This is a genomic window from Nocardia sp. NPDC051321 (assembly GCF_044455225.1).
Classification (GTDB): Bacteria; Actinomycetota; Actinomycetes; order Mycobacteriales; family Mycobacteriaceae; genus Nocardia.
Map to the genome: position 1 here is coordinate 387,388 of NZ_JBITEM010000005.1, position 21,486 is coordinate 408,873.

Annotated in this window: 21 protein-coding genes; 12 read left to right on the forward strand and 9 right to left on the reverse strand. The window is 67.8% G+C overall.

What is annotated here, in order from left to right; all coding sequences use genetic code 11:
* Nucleotides 1–5 precede the first annotated feature (5 nt).
* The 4 genes from ACIA8C_RS14035 to ACIA8C_RS14050 all read left to right on the forward strand — a co-directional run bounded on the left by ACIA8C_RS14035 (nucleotide 6) and on the right by ACIA8C_RS14050 (nucleotide 2,930).
* Entirely contained in the window at nucleotides 6–650 is a 645-nt protein-coding gene (locus tag ACIA8C_RS14035) for a formylglycine-generating enzyme family protein (RefSeq protein WP_397134767.1), read from the forward strand.
* Nucleotides 651–847: 197 nt separating this feature from the next.
* Entirely contained in the window at nucleotides 848–1,807 is a 960-nt protein-coding gene (locus ACIA8C_RS14040; protein WP_397134453.1) for a RimK family alpha-L-glutamate ligase, read from the forward strand.
* Nucleotides 1,808–1,954: 147 nt separating this feature from the next.
* Nucleotides 1,955–2,233, forward strand: a complete 279-nt coding sequence (locus tag ACIA8C_RS14045; protein WP_397134455.1) for a hypothetical protein — start codon at nucleotides 1,955–1,957, stop codon at nucleotides 2,231–2,233.
* Between the two features lie 52 nt (nucleotides 2,234–2,285).
* Nucleotides 2,286–2,930, forward strand: a complete 645-nt coding sequence (locus ACIA8C_RS14050; protein ID WP_397134457.1) for a helix-turn-helix transcriptional regulator — start codon at nucleotides 2,286–2,288, stop codon at nucleotides 2,928–2,930.
* Between the two features lie 97 nt (nucleotides 2,931–3,027).
* On the opposite strand, the gene ACIA8C_RS14055 is transcribed toward ACIA8C_RS14050, so the two are convergent.
* The 3 genes from ACIA8C_RS14055 to ACIA8C_RS14065 form a co-directional block, all read right to left on the reverse strand.
* Entirely contained in the window at nucleotides 3,028–3,558 is a 531-nt protein-coding gene (locus ACIA8C_RS14055; RefSeq protein ID WP_397134459.1) for a hypothetical protein, read from the reverse strand.
* Nucleotides 3,559–3,731: 173 nt separating this feature from the next.
* Nucleotides 3,732–7,547, reverse strand: coding sequence for a cobaltochelatase subunit CobN (gene cobN / locus ACIA8C_RS14060; protein ID WP_397134461.1), 3,816 nt, complete (start codon nucleotides 7,545–7,547; stop codon nucleotides 3,732–3,734).
* Nucleotides 7,548–7,790: 243 nt separating this feature from the next.
* Nucleotides 7,791–8,231, reverse strand: a complete 441-nt coding sequence (locus ACIA8C_RS14065) for a nuclear transport factor 2 family protein (RefSeq protein WP_397134463.1) — start codon at nucleotides 8,229–8,231, stop codon at nucleotides 7,791–7,793.
* A gap of 142 nt (nucleotides 8,232–8,373) precedes the next feature.
* Between ACIA8C_RS14065 and ACIA8C_RS14070 the strand changes: the two genes are divergently transcribed.
* On the forward strand, nucleotides 8,374–9,609 hold the full coding sequence (locus ACIA8C_RS14070) for a precorrin-3B synthase (RefSeq protein ID WP_397134465.1): 1,236 nt from the start codon (nucleotides 8,374–8,376) through the stop codon (nucleotides 9,607–9,609).
* Between the two features lie 96 nt (nucleotides 9,610–9,705).
* Here ACIA8C_RS14070 and ddaH read toward each other — a convergent pair whose 3' ends face one another.
* Nucleotides 9,706–10,548: a dimethylargininase gene (gene ddaH, locus ACIA8C_RS14075; protein ID WP_397134467.1), complete on the reverse strand. Its 843-nt coding sequence runs from the start codon at nucleotides 10,546–10,548 to the stop codon at nucleotides 9,706–9,708.
* A 138-nt stretch (nucleotides 10,549–10,686) separates the two neighbouring features.
* Between ddaH and ACIA8C_RS14080 the strand changes: the two genes are divergently transcribed.
* The 5 genes from ACIA8C_RS14080 (at nucleotide 10,687) to ACIA8C_RS14100 (ending at nucleotide 14,582) form a co-directional block, all read left to right on the forward strand.
* Nucleotides 10,687–11,124 carry an Lrp/AsnC family transcriptional regulator gene (locus tag ACIA8C_RS14080; protein WP_396990704.1) on the forward strand — a complete coding sequence of 146 codons (438 nt, stop codon included), beginning with the start codon at nucleotides 10,687–10,689 and terminating at the stop codon, nucleotides 11,122–11,124.
* Between the two features lie 178 nt (nucleotides 11,125–11,302).
* Entirely contained in the window at nucleotides 11,303–11,938 is a 636-nt protein-coding gene (locus ACIA8C_RS14085) for a precorrin-8X methylmutase (protein ID WP_397134469.1), read from the forward strand.
* Nucleotides 11,935–13,680 (forward strand): precorrin-2 C(20)-methyltransferase, encoded by a 1,746-nt coding sequence (locus tag ACIA8C_RS14090; protein WP_397134471.1) that lies wholly within the window; start codon nucleotides 11,935–11,937, stop codon nucleotides 13,678–13,680. The genes ACIA8C_RS14085 and ACIA8C_RS14090 overlap by 4 nt, the downstream gene beginning before the upstream one ends.
* A 32-nt stretch (nucleotides 13,681–13,712) precedes the next feature.
* Nucleotides 13,713–13,979, forward strand: a complete 267-nt coding sequence (locus ACIA8C_RS14095) for a hypothetical protein (RefSeq protein ID WP_396990708.1) — start codon at nucleotides 13,713–13,715, stop codon at nucleotides 13,977–13,979.
* A gap of 72 nt (nucleotides 13,980–14,051) precedes the next feature.
* Nucleotides 14,052–14,582: a PadR family transcriptional regulator gene (locus tag ACIA8C_RS14100; RefSeq protein ID WP_397134473.1), complete on the forward strand. Its 531-nt coding sequence runs from the start codon at nucleotides 14,052–14,054 to the stop codon at nucleotides 14,580–14,582.
* Here the strand turns inward: ACIA8C_RS14100 and ACIA8C_RS14105 are convergent.
* From ACIA8C_RS14105 to ACIA8C_RS14120, 4 genes are all read right to left on the reverse strand, one after another.
* On the reverse strand, nucleotides 14,559–15,302 hold the full coding sequence (locus ACIA8C_RS14105; protein ID WP_397134769.1) for a cobalt-precorrin-6A reductase: 744 nt from the start codon (nucleotides 15,300–15,302) through the stop codon (nucleotides 14,559–14,561). The two genes, ACIA8C_RS14100 and ACIA8C_RS14105, sit on opposite strands and share 24 nt — an antisense overlap.
* Entirely contained in the window at nucleotides 15,299–15,922 is a 624-nt protein-coding gene (locus ACIA8C_RS14110) for a DUF6861 domain-containing protein (RefSeq protein ID WP_397134475.1), read from the reverse strand. The genes ACIA8C_RS14105 and ACIA8C_RS14110 overlap by 4 nt, the downstream gene beginning before the upstream one ends.
* Before the next feature lie 102 nt (nucleotides 15,923–16,024).
* Nucleotides 16,025–17,269 carry a precorrin-6y C5,15-methyltransferase (decarboxylating) subunit CbiE gene (cbiE, locus tag ACIA8C_RS14115; protein ID WP_397134477.1) on the reverse strand — a complete coding sequence of 415 codons (1,245 nt, stop codon included), beginning with the start codon at nucleotides 17,267–17,269 and terminating at the stop codon, nucleotides 16,025–16,027.
* 316 nt (nucleotides 17,270–17,585) lie between these two features.
* Entirely contained in the window at nucleotides 17,586–18,341 is a 756-nt protein-coding gene (locus ACIA8C_RS14120) for an SDR family NAD(P)-dependent oxidoreductase (protein WP_397134479.1), read from the reverse strand.
* A gap of 63 nt (nucleotides 18,342–18,404) precedes the next feature.
* Here ACIA8C_RS14120 and ACIA8C_RS14125 point away from each other — a divergent pair, with 63 nt between their 5' ends.
* Nucleotides 18,405–18,833, forward strand: a complete 429-nt coding sequence (locus tag ACIA8C_RS14125) for a PPOX class F420-dependent oxidoreductase (RefSeq protein WP_397134481.1) — start codon at nucleotides 18,405–18,407, stop codon at nucleotides 18,831–18,833.
* Between the two features lie 122 nt (nucleotides 18,834–18,955).
* Here ACIA8C_RS14125 and ACIA8C_RS14130 read toward each other — a convergent pair whose 3' ends face one another.
* On the reverse strand, nucleotides 18,956–20,083 hold the full coding sequence (locus ACIA8C_RS14130; RefSeq protein ID WP_397134483.1) for a M24 family metallopeptidase: 1,128 nt from the start codon (nucleotides 20,081–20,083) through the stop codon (nucleotides 18,956–18,958).
* A gap of 254 nt (nucleotides 20,084–20,337) precedes the next feature.
* Here ACIA8C_RS14130 and ACIA8C_RS14135 point away from each other — a divergent pair, with 254 nt between their 5' ends.
* Entirely contained in the window at nucleotides 20,338–21,306 is a 969-nt protein-coding gene (locus ACIA8C_RS14135; protein ID WP_397134485.1) for a 5'-3' exonuclease H3TH domain-containing protein, read from the forward strand.
* Nucleotides 21,307–21,486 lie beyond the last annotated feature (180 nt).

Here is a 21,486-nt window from a genome sequence, read left to right on the forward strand (position 1 = left end):
ACATGCTGGTTGCCATCCCGGCGGGAATGGTGACGCTGTCGGATCGGCGGACCCAGCGCAGTTGGCCGGTGCCGGTCGCGCCATTCCAGATGGCGGCGGTCCCGGTCACCCAGGAACAGTACGAGTTGGTCACCGGACTGCGGCCGAGCAGCAGTCGAGGCGACCGACTGCCGGTCGACAGCGTCTCCTGGTGGGACACGCTGCGATTCTGCAATTCCCTGTCGGCCGCGGAAGGGCTGACGCCCGCGTATCGACTCGACGAGGAGAACGTCGAGTGGGACGACGCCGCCGACGGCTACCGACTGCCGACCGAGGCGGAATGGGAGCACGCGTGCCGCGCGGGCAGCACCGGCCCGCGCTACGGCGAGCTCGATGAAATTGCCTGGTACCGGGGCAATTCGGACGAGCACATGCACGAAGTGGGCGGCAAGCGGCCCAACGCGTGGGGCCTGTACGACATGCTCGGCAACACGTGGGACTGGTGCTGGGACATCTACGACGCCGAAATCTACGGCTCCTACCGGGTTTTGCGCGGCGGCGGCTGGTTCGACGAACACTGGAGCTGCCGCGCGTCGGTGCGCCGCCGCAGCCACCCGACCCTGCGGTTGGACGACGTCGGCTTCCGCGTCGCGCGTTCGCTGCGCTCCTGAACCAATACTTCCGTTGCGGCCGTTGAGCTTTCGCCAACTCCCGGCATCTCCGTCCGGTAGGATAACGATCTAGCCGGTCGACCACCGGCCATGGTCGCCGAGTGGTCGGCTTGCGCTGGAACCGGATTCGCCGCGCCGACGCGGAGTGACACTGTCTCGATAGTGGATTCGCCCCTGCTGCAGGACGGTGGTGCACGATGAGAAATTCCAGCGACATCGTTGTGATGACCGACCACGGTTCCACCGAGGGCAGTTCGGCTCAGCTCGCCCGCGCCGTCGAATTGGTCACCGGTGCCAGGCCATTGATTGTCGACGCGAGACCTTTCTACGACGGCGGCAAGGGCGTGCTGCGACTCGGCGTTCGGCCGACGCTCGTGGCTGAGAATGTCGAGGTACAACCCGCGGCACTCATCATCTATGAAATACCGCCGGGCGATCGGCATCGATTCGCCCACTTTCAAGCAGCTGTCGCGCGCAGCGGCATCCCCTGTCTCGGTGCCGACGCACAAGCCTGGCGAAACGCCACCGACAAGCGACGCACCGTCGATCGATTCCGGGCCGAGGGCATTCCGCAAGAGGAATCGCTCGCACTGAACCGTCCCACCTGGCGTGCGACGCAGGCCGCGTTCGATCGGCTCGGACGCGATGTGTGGACCCGGCCAGCCATCGGCTTCGGCGGGCGTGACGTCTGCCACGTGACCACCGAGGCACAACTGCACACGGCGCGCGACCGCTACCACGAGTCCGGCCACAGTTGGCTGCTCACCCGCGACGCACGCAACTTCGACGAGCACGGCCGCCGCCACCAGTACCGCGTGGTCGTCCTCGGCGACCGGGTGTTGCGCGTGTGCGAGCACGTTCAGGACAACCCGGACGCTCCCTGCAACGAGGCGCAGGGCGCGGTCTCCACGGTGCTCGCGCCCGACGCGCTCCCCCAGCACCTCCTCGAACTCGCTATCCGGGCCACAGCATCGGTCGGGCTATCGTTCGGCGGGGTAGATCTGGTGGCCGAGCGCGGCGGCAGGGTGTTCGAGGTGAATGTGCACCCCGTGCTCGACGTTCCCCAGGGATTGGAAACGGTAGCAGTTCCCTTCGTGCTCACACACCTAGCCACTCGAGCAGGGACGCGATACGAAACCCTGCACCCGCAACGCTGATCGGACATTCCCGACAGATTCTTCCGTACGCTCCACGAAAACGTCAGCGCCGCACATACTGTCCGGTACAAGCATGGCTATCACCCAGACAACGCGCCAGTGGCACCTTTTGAAGGTGACACATCGACCCCCGAAGCGAGCGTATTCATGGTCATCATCGCTGTGCACGACGCCCTCCTCGCGCAGATCGGCAATCCGACGCCGGAGGCACCGCCGGTCTCGGACAAGATCTTGCAGATGGTCCGCTACCTCACCTGGCTGGTGCTGCTCTCCGGGGTGTGCGGAATCACCTACGCCGGTGGACGATTCGCGTGGGAGAAATGGCAGGGCGGGCCGATCGATTCGCCGAAGATGATCGCCGGCGCCATGATCGGCGGTGTGGTCGCCACGAGCGCTGGCACGATCATGAACGCCGTTGTCGGCTGAGTAATCGCGGAAGGCTGTCTTCCGCGACCGCTGGGTGTGGGCTCCCGCGCTGGTGAAGCTGCGGCAGGTGCTGCCTTCGCGGCTGCGCAGCCGGGTGGCGACGTTGACCTCGGCCACCGTGCACGTGCCGGGCGTCGGCAGGCCGACGGTGGACGCGGCGGTTCGCACCGCGGTCGCCGGCGCGATTGGGACAGGCGAGCGATTGCGCTTCGACTACGAAACGCGTTCCGGCACAACGTCACGCCGCGACATAGAGCCGCACCGACTCGTGTACTGGCGCGGCCACTGGTATCTGGCCGGGTGGGATCCGGAGCGCGGCGACTGGCGCGCCTTCCGGGTCGATCGGATCGTGCCGAAAACGCCGAACGGCCCGCGGTTCACGCCGCGGATGGTGCCGGAGGCCGAGATCGCCGAGCGGGTGCAGCGCGGCGTCGGCACGGCCACTTGGCGCTTCCGCGCGACTGTGCGGATGGCCGCGTCCGAAAGCGAGATTCGGGCGAAGATTCCGGCGGCGCTGTCCGTCGAGCCGGATGGGCCGGATCACTGTGTGGTCCAAGTGGGTTCGGACACATCGCAGATGCTCACCTGCTACCGCGGTCTGGCCGATGTCGAGTTCGAGGTGCTGGACGCTCCCGAACTCGCTGAACAGCTGCTGGCGACCGCCGAGCGATTTCGCTGGGCGGCCGGTCACCAGTGAAACATCGAGCCACCGGAATTCGGCGATAAAGTGAAACCCGGCCGGACCGAGCGGAATACGCTGATCGAGGCCGGGCCGTCACTTCCGTAATTACCCGTCAGGGCTGGTTGGCGCCCGCAATGCCGCCGATGATTCCGCCGATGATGCAGCCTGGGATGGCTCCGACAATGGCGAAGATCAGGCCGATCAAGAACCCGATCGCACAGCCGATCAACACACCCGCCACGGTGGTACCCGCGTCACCGATGAACTGCGGTGCCCCCAATTCCGGGGTCGCGGCCGCGACCGGTGTCAGCGTCAATGTGGTTGCGCTGGCGTTGACTTCCGGCGCGACCTGCACCTGCTGGCCGGACACCGACTGCATCGTGGTCGGCACGTTGGCGACCAGCGACCCGTCCGGCGCCAGCACGGAGACGCCCTGATCGGGCGTCAGCACGAACTTGCCGGAGGCGAGGGTGAGGGTCGCACTCGAATGGTCGGGCGCGACCGCCGCCGTATAGGCGACGCCCTGATCGACCCCACTGAACGCGGCGTCGGCCACCTGCGCCTGACCATGCGCGGTGGCGGCGGCGACACCTGTTGCCGCGATGGTGAGCACCGCGGTTGCTACGAACTTCCTGATATTCATAAGGCTTTCCAATCATCTAGCCGATTCGATTGGCGTTTCCCCGGGAACGGCCATGGAACACCATCGATCATGCGCTCTCGGCAACAGCGTTGTCGAGAGTATTGCGAAAATTGAATTGCCTTGCAAGATCACGCATTTCAAACTCCCCAACAATTGGGGGGTTGATTTTCACGCTATTCCAATTCCCCTTCGGTCTCCAGATAGACCTGACGCAACCCATCCAGTGTCGCCTGCTCCGGGTGCTCCCACAAGTCCCGCTCGGCGGCCTCCAGCAGCCGTTCGGCAATGCCGTGCAGCGCCCACGGGTTGGACTGCTCCATGAACTTGCGGTTCACGTCGTCGAAAACGTAGCTCTCCGCGAGCTTCTCGTACATCCAGTCGGCGACGACATTGGTGGTGGCGTCGTAGCCGAACAGGTAATCGACCGTCGCGGCCATCTCGAACGCGCCCTTGTAGCCGTGCCTGCGCATGGCCTCCAGCCAGCGCGGGTTCACCACCCTGGCACGGAACACCCGGGAGGTCTCCTCGGAGAGCGTGCGGGTGCGCACCGCGTCGGGGCGAGTGCTGTCGCCGATGTAGGCCTCGGGGTTCTTGCCGGTGAGCGCGCGCACGGTGGCGACCATGCCGCCGTGGAACTGGAAGTAGTCGTCGGAGTCGGCGATGTCGTGCTCGCGGGTGTCGGTGTTCTTGGCCGCCACCGCGATTCGGCGGTACGCGGTGCGCATGTCGTCGGCGGCGGGTGCGCCGTCGAGGTCGCGACCGTAGGCGTAGCCGCCCCAGGTGGTGTAGACCTGCGCGAGGTCGTCGTCGGTGCGCCAGCTCTTGGAGTCGATCAGCTGCAGCAGGCCCGCGCCGTAGGTGCCCGGCTTGGAACCGAAGATGCGGGTGGTGGCGCGGCGTGCGTCACCGTGCTCGGCCAGATCCGCCTCGGCATGTGCGCGAACGTAATTCGCCTCGGCGGGCTCGTCGAGTTCGGCGACCATCCGCACCGCGTCGTCGAGCAGGGCGAGCACGTGCGGGAACGCGTCCCGGAAGAAGCCGCTGATGCGCACCGTCACATCGACACGGGGACGGGACAATTCGTCGAGCGAGATCACCTCGAGGGTGGTGACGCGGCGGCTCGCCTCGTCCCACACCGGCCGGACGCCAAGCAGCGCAAGGACTTCGGCGATGTCGTCGCCGGAGGTGCGCATCGCCGAGGTGCCCCACACCGACAGCCCCACCGAACGCGGGTACTCGCCATGGTCGGCGAGATAACGGGCGAGCAGCGAATCCGCCATGGCCTGACCGGTTTCCCAGGCCAATCGCGAGGGGACGGCCTTGGGGTCGACGGAGTAGAAGTTGCGTCCGGTCGGCAGCACGTTGATCAGGCCGCGCAGGGGTGAGCCGCTGGGGCCCGCGGGGATGAAACCGCCGTTGAGGGCGTGCAGGACGCGGTCGACCTCGATGCCGGTTTGACGCAGCCGAGGGACGACTTCGGTTGCGGCGAAACGGAGTACGTCACGTACGGCGGTAAGCCGGGGATCGGCGGTCAGGACTGCGTCTGCCTCGGCCAGGTCGGCATGCGCGGCGGCAGGGGCGGATGCGGCCGTCTCGCGGGGACTCTCGGCCGCTGATTGCGCACCGACCACCGGCGACTCGGCCGGGCGATCAGCAGATGACTGAGGACTGGCGCCGGGGCTCTCGGCCTTCGCCGGCGATTGCGCCGTGGACCGCGCGGCACCCGCTGTCGCGAGGAGCGAGTCGGCGAACTCGTCGACGAGTCGGTCGACCGAGTCCGCCGACCAGTCGGCCGATTGAAGAGCGGCAACTAGTCCGCGAGCTTGGCCCTCGACCACGTCCACTCGGCCGCGGACCTCGGTGCCGGATTCGTCCAGCCCCAACGCTTCTCGCAGGCCGGGCACGTTCCGCTCGCCGCCCCACAGCTGACGGGCGCGCAGCATGGCGAGCACCAGGTCGACCTCGCTCTCCCCCGCCGGTGCCTGACCGAGGATGTGCAGGCCGTCGCGGATCTGCACGTCCTTGATCTCGCACAGCCAGCCGTCGACGTGCAGCAGCATGTCGTCGAAGACGTCCTCGTCCGGGCGTTCGGCGAGGCCGAGGTCGTGGTCCATCTTGGCGGCCCGCATCAGCGTCCAGATCTGCTGGCGGATCGCGGGCAGTTTGGCCGGGTCGAGGGTGGAGATGTTGGCATGCTCGTCGAGCAACTGCTCCAAACGCGAGATGTCGCCGTAGCTTTCGGCACGGGCCATCGGCGGGATCAGGTGGTCAACCAGGGTCGCGTGCGCGCGGCGCTTGGCCTGGGTGCCCTCGCCCGGGTCGTTCACCAGGAACGGGTAGATCAGCGGCAGGTCGCCGAGGGCGGCATCGGTGCCGCAGGCGGCGGACATGCCTAGCGTCTTGCCCGGCAGCCATTCCAGGTTGCCGTGCTTGCCGAGGTGCACCATCGCGTCCGCGCCGAAACCTTCAGCAGACCTGACCCATTGATAGGCGGCGAGGTAATGATGGCTGGGCGGCAGGTCGGGATCGTGGTAGATCGCGACCGGATTCTCGCCGAAACCGCGGGGCGGCTGCACCATCAGCACCACATTGCCGAAACGCAATGCGGCGATGACGATCTCGCCCTCCGGGTCGGCGGATCGGTCGACGTAGAGCTCGCCGGGCGGCGGGCCCCACGCCTCGATGATGGCTTCGCGCAGCTCCTCGGGCAGCGTGTCGAACCACGCGGTGTAGGCGGCCGCGCCGATCCGAATCGGGTTGCCCTCCAACTGTTCCGCGGTCAGCCAGTCCGGATCCTGGCCGCCCGCCGCGATGAGGGCGTGGATGAGCGCGTCACCGTCCTGCTCGTCCAGCCCGGGGATCTCCCCCGGCTCGCCGAGGTGGTAACCGGCGGCGCGCATTTCGGTGAGCAGGCGGATGGCGCTCGCCGGAGTGTCGAGGCCGACGGCGTTGCCGATGCGGGCGTGCTTGGTCGGGTAGGCCGACAGCATCAGGACGACGCGCTTGCGTTCGGCGGGGATGTGCCGCAACCGCGCGTAACGCACCGCGATGCCCGCGACCCTGGCCGCGCGTTCCGCGTCCGGGACATAGGTGGACAGGCCGTCGGCGTCGAACTCCTTGAAGGAGAACGGAACCGTGATGATCCGGCCGTCGAACTCGGGCACGGCGACCTGGGTGGCGACGTCCAACGGGGACAGCCCGTCATCGTTGGCCGCCCACTGTGCGCGGCCACTGGTGAGGCACAAGCCTTGCAGGATAGGCACGTCCAGGTCGGCGAGCGCGCCGACATCCCATGCCTCGTCTTCTCCGCCCGCCGAGGCGGTCGCGGGCTTGGTGCCGCCCGCGGCGAGCACCGTGACCACGAGGGTGTCGGCCTGCCGCAGCGTGGCAAGCAGTTCGGGCTCGGCGGTGCGCAGCGACGCGCAGTACAGCGGCAGTGCGCGCGCGCCCGCGTCTTCGATCGCGCGGCAGAGTGCGTCGATGTAACCGGTGTTCCCGGCGAGATGCTGTGCGCGGTAGTAGATCACCGCCACGGCGGGCTGATCGTCGCTCGGCTCAGCCGAAACCCGCTCCAGCACACCCCAGCTCGGCAACTGCACCGGCGGCTCGAAGCCGTGGCCGGTCAGCAGGACCGTGTCGGAGAGGAAATTGTGCAGCTGCAGCAGGTTTTCCGACCCGCCCGCGGCCAGGTAGTTGTGCGCGTCGGCGGCGACACCGCCCGGCACGGTCGAGCATTCCATCAGCTCCGCGTCCGGCGCGCTCTCGCCGCCGAGCGCCACCATCGGCACCCCGCTGGCGCGGATCGCGTCGAGGCCCTCCGCCCAGGCGCGCTTGCCGCCGAGGATGCGCACGATCACCAGATCGGCGCCGTCGAGCAGCGCGGGCAGGTCGTCAACCAGCAGCCGTGCGGGATTGCCCCACCGGTACTCGGCGCCGCTCGCGCGGGCGCTCAGCAGATCGGTGTCGGACGTGGACAGCAGCAGAATCACAGGTGACGGCCTTCCTTGGGTTACGCGCCCATCGGGGGTTGCTGCTCGCCGCCGGGGTCGGCAGCCAGCGGAGCTGGCGGGTGGGTAGAACCCAGAGGGTCTGGCTTTCAACAGTGGCGCGACCGCACCGGATTTCCACCGGTTTCCTCGTCGCCCGCCGAGCATGCAGATGCTACCTGTCGCGGCGCACGAATGCGGACGCCGCTCCGCAGCAGGAGCGGGCGTCGACGCACTCCTGAGAGGTCAGGTCAGATCGGCGTTTCCGTCGACGGCCTTGAGGTGATAGTGAAACTTGTTGACCCGCCAGCCATTCGGGGTCCGCTCGGTGCCGATGTCGTAGCTGCCGATGAAGGTCCGGGTCTTTCCGTAGGTTGCGGAGTTCTTCACGTGCACGGCGATGGCGTCCGCGTGCACGCTCGCCGCGTCACCCGCCAGGTCGACCAGGTGGTTTCCGGACTGGTGATGGACCTCGTCGAGCTCGCCGAGCCCCACCCGCCAGCCCTCAGCGATATCGGCCGCGTCGCGCTCACCGACCGGTCCGCCGAATCCGCCGTCGAAGTCGACCTTCGGTGTGAAAACGACGTCGACCAGGTCGTGCCAACGTCGCTGATCGGTGTAGACGAACATCCGGGTGACCACGTCGATGATCGCGAGACGGTCGGCCAAGGTAGAGATTTCAGACATATGTCTCACCCTAGCGGCAGTCGGAGCTCGCCGTTCGATGACCGACGGGAGCCTACCCCGGCGTGCGGCGGTTGCATCACGCCGAGTCGAGCGACTGCTCCCTGAACGGCTGATCGATGGGGATCCGTACGCTGGGTGGACTATGACTCGACGTGTTCCCGATTCCTGCCCCGGTGTGCTGCGGTTGCATGAGGCAGCCGATGGGCCGCTGGCGCGGATAAGAGTGCCCGGCGGACGGGTGGAGCGGGGGCAGTTGCAGGTGCTGGCGGAGGCGGCGCGCGAGCTCGGGGACGGGAATATCGAGCTGACGTCGCGGGGGAATGTTCAGCTGCGGCAGGTGCGGGATGCGGGCGCGCTGACCGGCCTGCTCGAGGCGGCCGGATTGTTACCGAGCCATACGCACGAGCGGGTGCGCAATATTGTCGCCTCGCCGCTGTCCGGCCGGATCGGAGGCTCGGCGAATGTGCATGAGCTGGTTCCGGTCCTCGACGCGGGACTGCTGGCCGCGCCGCGCCTGGCCGAGCTGCCAGGGCGGGTGCTGTTCACGCTGGATGACGGGCGCGGGGACGTCAGTGGGCTGAATGCGGATATCGGCGTACACGCCACGGGCACAGACGAATTCGCGCTCCTGCTGGCGAGACGGGACACCGGGATCCGGGTCTCGGCCGCCGACGCGGTGGACGTCATGCTCGCCGCCGCGCACGGGTTTCTCGACCTGCGCGGCGACGATGCGGGCCAATGGCGCCTGCACGATATCGAGGGCGGCGCCGAGCGGCTGGCCGACCTACTCGCCCTCAATCGGGGCGCCGATCGCCTGGAATTCACAGCGGCCCAGGATATTCCGATCGGCTGGCTGGATCAGGACAACGGATTGGTCAGCCTCGGCGCCGGCGTTCGACTCGGCTCACTACCCGCCCGGACGGCCGAATTCATCGCCGCCATCGAACGCCCCGTCTTCATCACCCCGTGGCGCAGCCTAGTCATCACCGACATGGACGAGTGGACCGCCGAGCAGGTAGTCCGCGTGCTCGCCCCCATGGATCTCATCTTCGACGCCAACTCCCTCTGGCTACAGGTCAGCGCCTGCGCGGGACGACCGGGTTGCGCGAAGTCACTCACCGATGTTCGCACGGACGTGACTGCCGCTGTCGAATCGGGCCGCGTCCTTCCTGCCGATGGGGCGGCGCCCCATGCCAGCGCCGTCGCTTCGAATCCGCCTACGCACCAAGACATCCCGATCCGCGCCGCAGACGAGGTAACGGTCGCCGGTCGCCAACACTGGTCCGGCTGCGACCGCCGATGCGGCCGCCCGCGCGGCAGCGTCACCGACGTCGTCGCCACCGACTCCGGCTACCGCCAGTCCCCACCAACACCCTGACCGTCACCACTCGCGACCGCCCGCTATCAACCAAATCCGCACTGTCTCTAGGGATTGCGGGTGCGATCCCGAGAGACAGTGCGGATTCGCGGTGGACTATTCGTGGACTTCCAGGGTGCAGCATTTGACGCTGCCGCCGGCCTTGAGGAGTTCTGACATGTCGATGCCGATGGGGTTGTAGCCGCGGGCACGCAGCGCTTCGGTCAGGGCGGTGGCTTTGTTGCTGAGGAAGACGTTCAAGCCGTCGGAGACGCCGTTCAAGCCGAGGACCTCGGCGTCGGCGTCGGTGGCGACGATGGCGTCCGGGAACAGCTCGGCGAGTACCGCTTGGCTCGCGGCGCTGAAGGCCGGTGGGAAGTAGGCGATGGTGGTGTCGTCGAGGGGCAGCAGGACGGTGTCGAGGTGATAGAAGCGCGGGTCGACCAGTTCCAGCGACACCACCTCACGCGAAAAGTGCTGCGCCACTTCTTGATGCGCGGCGAGCGAGCTGCGGAAGCCCATGCCTGCCAGCATCCGCTCGCCGACCAGCAGGAAATCGCCCTCGCCCTCGTTGATTTCCTTGGCGTCGACCAGTCCGGCGAGGCCGTGCTGGGCGAACCAGTTGTGGTACGCCGGGCCCTCGGCGGCCCGCTGCACGTGGGTGAACCGGGCCGACATCGCGCGGTCGCCGACGATGAGACCACCGTTGGCGGCGAACACCATGTCGGGCAGGCCTGGCACGCCGGGCACCACGTCGACCTTGTGCCCGCACTCCTCATAGGTGGCGCGCAGCGTTTCCCACTGCAGCAGGGCGAGGGCGCGATCGACCGGCGCATCCGGATCCATCCATGGATTGATGCAGTAGGTGACCTCGAAGTAGTCCGGACGGCACATGACGAACCGTCGCGGCGACGGTTTACGGGCGGTGGACTCGGCGCGGAGGGTGGCTACAGACGTCAACGTGTCTCCCGGTAGGTCGGCGCGATCTTGCGGCTCACACGACCGTAATTCGCCTACTATTGCACCAGGAACAACGAATCGTTGTGCATTTCGGCCCTGAAACATCGAATCATTGTGTGACAAGAAGAGAGGTGTGACGTGGACGACATCGACCGGCGGATTCTGGAGCACCTGCTCAGACAGGCACGGGCCTCGTTCCAGGAAATCGGCAGCGCCGTCGGCCTCACCGCACCCGCGGTGAAACGGCGCGTCGACAAGATGGTGGCGAGCAAACAGATCACCGGCTTCACCGCCTTGGTGAACCCGGCCGCGATGGGCTGGAAGACCGAGGCCTACGTCGAGGTGTACTACCGCGACAACATCTCCCCCGCCGAACTGCGCCGCACCCTGGAACCGATTCCGCAGATCGTCGGCGTGTGGACCATCGCGGGCGAGGCCGACGCGCTGATCCACGTGATGGCCACCGATATGGCCGAGATCGAGGTGACCGTCGAGCGGATCCGCGAGAACGCCCGAGTCGGCCGCACCCGCAGTTCGATCGTGATGTCCCGCATCCTCGAACGTCCCCGCACCTAACGCCGAGCCACCGCGGTCGGCATGTGTCCGGGCCAGCGGAGTCGCCCACGGCACCTCGGCAGGCCATCCGACCGCTGGCGCCCGAGCTCCGCCGCGCGCACGCTGCCGATGGACCGGGCATGTTGTCCCAGCTACCCGCACCGACTCGGCCTGGCACGCACCTCTTAGGGTGGAGCGCATGTCCGACGTGCGTGCCAGCTACCTCACCGACGGGGCCGAGATCTATCGGCGCTCGTTTGCGATGATCCGCGCCGAGGCGGACCTCAGCGGGTTTCCGCCGGATGTGGCGCAGGTGGTGGTGCGGATGATCCATGGGTGCGGTCAGGTGGATTTGGCGGGGGACGTGGCGTTTTCGCCGGGGGTGGTGGCTTCGGCACGGGCGGCGTTGCGGGCGGGGGCGCCGATTCTGTGTGACGCGAACATGGTCGCGTCCGGTGTGACGCGCAAGCGGTTGCCCGCCGACAACGCGGTGATCTGCACGCTCGCCGATCCTCGGGTGCCGGAACTCGCTGCGGGCATGGGCAATACGCGGTCGGCGGCGGCACTCGAGCTCTGGCGCGATCACCTCGACGGCGCGGTGGTCGCCATCGGGAACGCGCCGACCGCGCTGTTCCACCTGCTCGACCTGCTCGACGCGGGCGCACCGCGGCCCGCCGCCATCCTCGGCATCCCGGTCGGTTTCATCGGTGCCGCGGAATCCAAGGACGCGCTTGCCGATTTCGGCGGCATCGAGTTCCTGACCGTTCGGGGTCGGCGCGGCGGTAGCGCCATCACCGCCTCCGCACTGAATGCGATTGCGAGCGAACAGGAATGACGGACGGCACAGCCACCGACGACTCGGCACGGACCGATGCGGACAACTTCGATGGCAGGCAGCTCAACGGCGAGCCGAGCACGAGGCACGATGCGCGGACTACGGGTGCCCCTGGGGCAGCGACGGTGAAAACCGAATCACGAACCGCGCCAGGCAAATTGTGGGGCGTCGGGCTCGGTCCCGGCGATCCGGAGCTGGTCACGGTGAAGGCCGCGCGGGTCATCGCCGAGGCCGATGTGATCGCGTTCCACAGCGCGCGGCACGGGCGCAGCATCTCCAAAGGCATTGCCGCGCCGTATATGCGGCCTGGGCAACTGGAGGAGCATCTCGTCTACCCAGTGACCACCGAGACCACCGACCACCCCGGTGGCTATCAGGGCGCGATCGATGAGTTCTACGAGCAGGCGGCGCAGCGCCTGGCGGGACATTTGGCGGCGGGGCGGTCGGTCGCGCTGCTGGCCGCGGGTGACCCGCTGTTCTATAGCTCCTACATGCACATGCACCGACGGTTGGCTGACCGGTTCGAGGCCGAGATCATCCCGGGCATCACCTCGGTGAGCGCGGCGTCGGCGGCGCTCGGCACCCCATTGGTCGAGGGTGAGCAGGTGCTGACCATCCTGCCCGGAACCATGCCGGTCGACGAGCTCACCCGGCGGCTCCGCGATACCGAGGCCGCCGCCATCATGAAGCTCGGCCGCACCTATCCCGGTGTGCGCCAGGCGCTTTCGGATTCCGGTCGGCTCGCCGATGCCTACTACGTCGAACGCGCAAGCAGCACTCGCCAGCGCGTGCTGCGTGCCGCCGATGTCGCCGACGCGGATGTCCCGTACTTCTCCATCACTCTCGTTCCCGGCCCGACCCCGACCACTCCGCTTCCCCGCACCGAATCCGCGGTGCGGCAGGCCGAATCGACGAACCAGCCCCCTCTGATCGCTGAGGATACGAATCCTCGTGCAGCGGAATATGACCAACCGGGTCAGGTCGTCGTCGTCGGCCTCGGCCCCGGCGCACCCGAGTGGACGACCACCGAGGTACACGAAGCACTCGCCGACGCAACAGATCTCGTCGGCTACACCACCTACCTGAATCGAGTGCCGTCGCGCCCCGGCCAGCGCAGGCATGCCAGCGACAATCGCGTCGAGTCGGAGCGCGCCGCCATGGCGTTGGATCTGGCCAGGCGTGGCGCGCGGGTCGCGGTGGTGTCGTCGGGCGATCCCGGGGTGTTCGCGATGGCGGCGGCGGTGCTGGAGGAAGCGGCCGATCCCCAGTGGCGCGACGTGCCGGTGCGGGTGCTGCCGGGCCTCACCGCGGCCAGCGCGGTGGCCAGCCGGGTCGGCGCACCGCTCGGCCACGACTACGCGATGATCTCCCTCTCCGATCGACTCAAGCCGTGGGAGGTTGTCGCCCAACGTCTTTCCGCCGTGGCCGCCGCCGATATGGCGATCGCCGTCTACAACCCGGCCTCGTCGCAGCGCACCTGGCAGGTCGGCGCCATGCGTGACCTGCTGCTGGAGCATCGCAAGCCCGACACGCCCGTGGTGCTCGGCCGCGATGTGGGCGGGCCGACGGAGTCGGTGCGCGTGGTGCCGCTCGGCGAACTCGACCCGGCCGAGGTCGACATGCGCACCCTGCTGATCATCGGCGCGTCCACCACCACGGCCATGGATACCGACCAGGGGGTCCGCGTTTACACCTCGCGACGCTACGCACGCACCGGCGACGCGGCCTCGCCCGGCGCGTAAGATCGCCTGACGCACTGACGATTGGAGGGATCTTGGCCGCGACACTGTCGGAGCTGACACTGCGCGCCCGAGCCCTCGAGGCCCGAGCCACCGCCGGCGAACAGGCACTCGATGAGCAAGGTGACGTCCTCGGCGAACTCGCGGCTCTCACGAGGAAGGCGCTCGACGGCATCGACCGGATCGAGGAGCGCACCGGGAAAATCGAGGAGGACCTCGTCGAATTGCGCCTCGGGCAAGCGCGGTTGGCAGAGGGTATGGCGCTGGTGCTGGCCCGTCTCGATCAGCTGGCCGGTAAGTAGGTCACGCGGCGGTCCGGCGAACGTTCGTATAACATTCCACTATGGAAGGTTGATAGCGAAGGGAGCAGTCGGTTGACGAAGACCGCGACCAGCCGCAAGCCGTTGAACTCCACGGCCGCGTCGCTGCTCGGATTTCTGCACGAAGGGCCCATGTCCGGCTGGGATCTGGTGGCCAAGGCCCAAGAACGCATCGGCGACTTCTGGACGATCACGCAAAGCCAGGTCTACCGGGAACTCGGCACGATGGACGCCGCGGGCCTGGTGGAAAAGGGTGCGCCGGGCGCTCGCGAGCGCACCCCCTATCTGATCACCGACGCGGGACGAGAAGCCTTCCTGGAGTGGATCGCCCGCGACCCCGGCGGCGAAAACATCCGCTTCCCGCTGCTCTTGACGCTGTCCTTCGGCGACCATCTCGATCGACCGCACCTCGATCGAATCATCGCCGCCAACAAGGAAATTCATCAGGAGCGACTCACCAAGTACCTTGACGAGGACCCCACCTGCATGCCTGCCTTCGCCCGCGCGACACTGGATTTCGGCATCGGATATGAGCGCGCGGTGCTCGATTGGTTCGACCGGCTACCCGGACTGCTCGGCGGCTGACCGAAGCCAATCCCACACCTGCGCGACATTTTCCAGCACTACGGCACCCTCGGGCAGCGGCGGCCGGTCGACCATGACGACCGGCAGCCCCGCCGAACGAGCGGCGGTCAGTTTGGCGTCGGTCTGGTCGCCGCCGCTGTCTTTGGTGACGAGCAGATCGATGCGCCGGTCCGCCAGCAGCCGGGATTCGTCGGCGACCGTGAAAGGCCCACGGGCGAGCAGTAATTCATGCTTCGGCGGGAGTGTGACCTCGGGCGGGTCGATGGCGCGGATCAGAAACCAGGGACGGGTCAGTCCGGCGAAAACGCCGACGCCCTGACGTCCGATGGTCAGGAACACGCGATTGCCCTGCGCGGCAACGGTCTTCGCGGCGGTGGGGAGATCAGGTACTCGAATCCACCGGTCACCGGGCTGTTCGGACCAGCTGGGTCGCCGGAGATGGACGAGCGGCAGATCCGCCGCCGCTGCGGCGACATGCGCGCTGATGATGCCCGCGAACGGATGGGTGGCGTCGACCACGGCCTCGATCTCGTTGGCCACCAACCATTCCCGCAGGCCGTCGACCCCACCGAAGCCGCCGACGCGGACCGCGCCGACCGGCAACAGGGGGTCACGAACGCGACCGGCGAGCGAGGAGACGACGTCGAATCCTTGCTCGCCGGAAGCGATGGCAGCCAGGTCCCTGGCTTCCCGGGTACCGCCCAGAATCAGGGTTTTCAGGGCTGACCGCTGAAGTAGGCGATGCCCGCGTTCAGCAGCGACGGCCCGCCCGCGACGGCAAGGCCGATGATCGCGCCGAGCACGGCACCGGGCAGGATCCCGACACCGAAGAACAGGATTCCGATAGCGGCGCCGATCAAGCCGCCGACGAGTGCGCCGAGCGAGGCGCGCTGCAGTTCGGCGAAGAACCAGTCCTGCGCGCCGATGAACTCGGCGGCGACCGGGGCGTTCGCGGTCGGCGCGACCTTCGGGGTCAGCGTCAGCCGGGTGGCGTCGTCGGCGATGGCGGCGGCGATCTCCACCTGCTCGCCCTTGGCGGTCTGGGTGAGCGGAATGGTGGCGACGGTTGCGCCAGCGGCATTCGTCAGGGTGACCGACTGCTTGTCGGTGGCCAGGCTGAACGCACCGCCGGTGACGCTGGTGACCACGGACTTGCCCGCGTCGGCCAGCTGCAGTGCGTAGCTGACGCCTTGGTCCTGACCCTTGACGGTCGGCGCGGCGGCGGTCTGATCCTGCACCGCGGGCGGCGCGGGTGTCGGCGCGGCATACGCGGTACCCGCGCTGACGCCGGTGGCGGCGATGGCCAAAAGTGCGGTGGCGGCGAACTTCTTGTATTTCATCTATCTCCCCATCAGGAACCGGTTTTCCGATCATGACCGGAACTCGGCCCCGACCCTACCCGCTGGGGTGAACTCGTTTCATTCGTGGACCTCATTTTGCAGTCATGCATTGTGCAGTTTCACAACTGACCATTGCGTCACGGGCAGCTGCGGGCGCCACGTCGTGAAAGATCCCAGCGGCTCCGCGCGGTAGATCTGAAACTTCCGCAACGTGCCGCCATGCCTGGCCGCCCAGCTGAGCAGGAGCGATTCGGATTCCGCGGTCACCGCGTTCGCGACGAGCCTGCCGCCCTGTCGCAGCTGGGACCAGCATGTCTCGAACAGGCCAGGGTGGGTTAGCCCGCCGCCGATGAAAATGGCGTCCGGAGAGGGGAATTCGGCAGGACTCTTCAATTCGGCGAGTACTTCGCCGTGTACGGCGACGTGCGGGACACCCAAAGCGGCCGCATTGTCGGCGATCTGCCGCCGCCGCTGGTCGAGTTGTTCGAAAGTGACTGCGCGGCAGCTGGGATGCGTGCGGCACCATTCGATCGCGATGCTGCCCGAGCCACCACCGATGTCCCACAGGAGTTCTCCCGGTGCGGGCGCCAGGGCGGCCAGCGTCAAGGCGCGCACCTCGTTTTTGGTGAGTTGTCCATCGCCGCTGAACAGTTCGTCGGGCAGGCCGGGTAACCGGGTCGCTCGAACATGCTTCAAATCTGCGGCGCATTCGATCGCGACAATGTTGAGCGGGTCCCCCGCGGGCCGCTGCCACTGGTTCGCGATCCCCGCTTCGCGCCGCTCCGCCGGACCACCCAACTGCTCCAGCACTGTCAACGACGAATCACCGAACCCATTGCGCTCCAACAACTCCGCCAGCTGTCCCGGCGTGTGCTCATCAGCGCTGAGCACCAGCACCCGCCGCCCATCGACCAACTCCGGAAGCACCGTCTCCAGCGCCCGCCCCACCACGCTCACCACCGGCGTCTCCGCCAACCCCCACCCCAACCGCGCACACGCCAGCGACGCCGACGACGGCTGTGGCAGCACCCGAAGCGCCGCCGCCCCCAACAACCGCGCCAACGTCACCCCGATCCCATAGAACATCGGATCACCACTGGCCAGCACACACACCCGCGCCCCGGCATAGCGCTCGAACAACCCAGGCAACGCAGGCACCAACGGCGACGGCCACACCACCCGCTCCCCCACCGAATCCCGTTCCGGCACAAGCGCAAGCTGCCGCGCCGACCCGAAAAGCACCTCAGCGCAAGCAATAGCCTCCCGCGCCGATCGCCCCAGCCCGTCCCACCCATCGGCCCCGATCCCCGCCACCACAACCGGCGGCCCCGACCACATGGCCGTCATCCGCGTTCACCCGGCAGGGCCCGCGGCACACGGCAATCGGCCGCAACGTCGCGCCCACCTATTGCCTCGATCATTCCCGCACCATCGATGCGCAATGCCGACTCACGCTCACTGCGGCCTGGTGACGGCCGGTTCGTCGATCGAATGCGAGTTTGTGACGGCAGGCGCCTACCGCCCGATACCGTGCTCTGGACGTCAATGCGGCCAGCGGCTCTACGGGCGTCCGCGCGCACTCCGCAGGTAGCAGCTCGTGGCGCGAGATCCATCGCGCAATCACGGCGTGTTGCCGCCCGAATCGAGTCGCGCCGACGACCGCTCACCGCGGCATCCGGCGCCAGATCGCTTGAGGCAGTAGATGCATCACGAAGAAGATGGGCCGGAGGATGGCCGGTGTCGCGACCGTTCCCGCACGTTTGTGCAGTCCTTTGACCACCGCGGCGGCAACTTGGTCGGGGGTGCTGGAGAATGGCGCCGGGTCCATCCCCTCGGTCATGCGGCCGATAACGAAGCCGGAACGCACCAGCAAAAGATGAACGCCGGTGCCGTGCAACGCATCCGCGAGGCCGCTGGCGAAGCCGTCAAGGCCCGCCTTCGCCGATCCGTACACATAATTGGCGCGGCGGACCCGAACGCCTGCGATCGAGCTGAACACGACGAGTTGCCCCTCACCTTGCGCGCGAAGCAGATTCGCGAGCGTAGTGAGCACGCTGACCTGGGCGACGTAGTCGGTGTGCACCACGGCCATCGCATGCGCCGGATCGTGTTCGGCACGCGCCTGATCGCCGAGCACGCCGAACGCGAGCACCGCAACCCCGATCTGCCCGTACTCGGCCGCGATCTTCTCGAAGAAGGCGGGATGGTTCGCCGTGTCGTCGGCATCGAACTCCACGCAGTGCACGGCCGCCGCCCCACCGTCGGTGAGCGCCGCCGTCTGCTCCGCTAGGTCACCACTGCGCCGCGCCGCGAGGATGACCACCTGCCCCGGCGCCAGCCGCCGCGCCACCTCGAGCCCGATCTCGCTGCGCCCACCGAGCAGCAGCACCGTCCCCTCCGCAATCCCTCGCAATCCCATGCGCTAAGTCTGTCATTCCAAGCCCCCGCGGAGTGCCCGCGGGCCTGCCGCTACGGTCGGGGGATGCCGACCCAGACCGTGCAGCTTTTCCCCGCAGCGCTCGAATTCGTCACCGAACGGCACCTCGCGACGTTGACTACGTTGCGCGGCAACGGAACACCGCATGTCGTCGCGGTGGGATTCACCTGGGACCCGGAGGCCGGGATCGCCAGGGTGATCACCGACGGCGCGTCGGCGAAGGTGCGCAACGTGCGGCGGGGCGGTTACGCGGCGGTGAGCCAGGTCGAGGGACGACGCTGGCTCACCCTCGAGGGCCCGGCCACGGTGCTCGACGACCCCGACGCCGTGTCCGAGGCGGAGACCCGCTACGCAGGACGCTACCGAGTCCCACGCGAAAACCCGACTCGGGTAGTCATCGCGATCGAAGTCCACCGCGTCCTGTCCAGCTCCACCCTGATCGCCCCGGCTACCGACGCCCCAACGCAGCAGTAAAAATACTTGCTGCACCGTTTCGGAGATCCGCACCCACTCTGAACTCCTAGAACGAGTGCGGATCCGACAAAGGCTCGGTGACGGTGGACTGCCAGGCCAGCGCCACGAGTGGGTCCGGTCGGTTACAGAACCGTCAATCCGTGCGGGCGCTGGTTCATGGACTCGCAGCCGTCTTCGGTGACCACGACGATGTCTTCGATGCGCGCGCCCCACTCACCACGGAAGTAGATGCCGGGTTCGATGCTGAAGGCCATGCCCTGCTGCAGGACCAGGTCATTGCCCTCGACGATGTAGGGCTCCTCGTGCACCGAGAGACCGATGCCGTGGCCGGTGCGGTGCACGAAGGCGGGGCCGAAACCGGCTTCGATCAACGGGTTTCGGGCGGCCGCGTCGACGGATTCGGCGGTGACGCCGGGACGGACGGCCGCGACCGAGGCCGCCTGGGCGCGCTCCAGGGCGGCGAAGCTGGCGGCGATCTTCGGGTCGGGTTCGCCCATAACGTAGGTGCGGGTCGAGTCGGAGTAGTAGCCGGGGTCGACCGGGCCGCCGATGTCGATGACGACGACGTCGCCGGACTCGATGCGCCGCTCGGAGTCGTGGTGGTGCGGGTCGGCGCCGTGCGGGCCGCTGCCGACGATGACGAACGCGGCTTCGGTGTGCCCCTCCTCGACGATGGCGGCAGCGATGTCCGCGCCGACCTCGGCCTCGGTGCGACCGACCTGCAGGAATTCGCTCATTCGCGCGTGCACGCGGTCGATGGCGGCACCCGCGCGGCGCAGTGCGTCGATCTCCGCGGCGTCCTTGATCATGCGCAGTTCGCGCAGCACCGGCGTGGCGGAGGCGGGCAAGCCGGTGAACGACTTGGCCAACGGGATCAGGTGCAGCGCGGGCATGGCGTCGGCGACGGCAACGCGCGAGCCGGCGTGCAGCGCGGACTTCACGATGCCGTACGGATCGATGCCGTCGACCCAGTCCAGGACCTGCAAGCCGAGTTCACCGGCCGCGGATCCGGCCAGCGAGGCCAGTTCCAGTTTCGGAATCACCACCGAGGGGGTCGCGCCATCGGCGGGGATCACCAGGCAGGTCAGCCGTTCGAACGACTCGGCGGCCGACCCGATCAGGTACCGAAGATCCGGGCCCGGCGTGATCAGCAAAGCGTCCTGATGGGCGGCCCGCATCAGCTCCACCGCCCGCTCCAACCGCTTACCGTAAACGTCCGCCGCGAACCTGGAATCCGTATGCGAGCTCATTCATCCGACGTTACCTGTCCGACCCCCTCAGGCGAACCCGAACTCCCCCGCCCCCGCTGCGGATCCGCCCCGCCTTCACACACGTGCTCGGTCCTTCGCACAGCCCTCGACCGGTTGAAAGATATGTGCAGGGACAACCGGCTCTGCGAAGACAGAAACTGGCGAGTGGGGAGACGATCGGCTCGACTGGGGATGTCTGGGCCGACTACCCGGATCACCACGGGTTTGTCGGGGGTGGGAGGTAGCCTCAGCGCGTGACTTCTGCTGCGACTTCCGGTGGACCGCTGTTGCTCCTGGACGGGGCGAGCCTGTGGTTCCGTGCCTTTCACGCGATTCCCGAGAAGATCACGGCGCCGGATGGGCGGTCGGTCAATGCGGTGCGCGGGTTCACCGATATGGTCGCGTCGCTGATCACCAAGCATGCGCCGAGCCGGTTGGTGGTGTGCCTGGACTTGAATTGGCGGCCAACGTTCCGCGTCGAACTGGTGCCGTCGTACAAGGCGCACCGGCTCGATACGTCCGACGACGCGGGGCCCGGCGCCGAGACGGTGCCGGACACGCTGACCCCGCAGGTCGACATGATCCTCGAGGTGCTCGCCGCCGCCGGGATCGCGACCGGCGGCGCGGCGGGACTAGAAGCCGACGACGTGCTGGGCACCCTGGCCACCCGCGAGACCAGCGACGACGTGGTGGTCGTCAGCGGCGACCGCGACCTGCTGCAGCTCGTCCGCGACACACCGAAGCCGCCGGTGCGGGTGCTCTACGCGGGACGCGGACTGGCCAAAGCCGAGCTGTTCGGCCCCGCCGAGGTGTCCACCAAATACGGTGTGCCGCTGGCGAACGCGGGCCGCGCCTACGCGGATCTCGCCACCCTGCGCGGCGACGCCTCGGACGGCCTGCCCGGCGTCGCGGGCATCGGCGAGAAGTCCGCGTCGCTGCTGATCTCCCGATTTGGTTCCCTGGAAGCACTTGTCGCCGCGGTCGAGGACCCCGAAGCCGACCTCGCCCAGGGCATCCGCGCCAAACTCCGTGCGGCAGAAGACTATTTGAAGGCGGCGGCCCCCGTCGTCCGGGTCGTCTGCGACGCCGAAGTCGAATTCTCCCGCCCCGACACCCTCCCAACCACCCCCGCCGACCCCGACCGCCTCCGCGAACTGGCCACCGCCTACAACGCCGAAAGCCCGATCACCCGCCTCATCAAAGCCGTCGCCACCCGCACTTAGCCACCAGCAATTCCGTGCGCGGCTCCACAATTCGCACGCAGCGAGGCCAAGCACGACCTAGGTCATGGGGAGCTGGTGTTGGTATCGGCCGAGAAGGCACCCGCACCAGTTCCCCATGATCTTGAATTCGGGGCCTGCGCGGGTGGGAAACGCCAACGGCCGGCCCACCTTGGGTGGGCC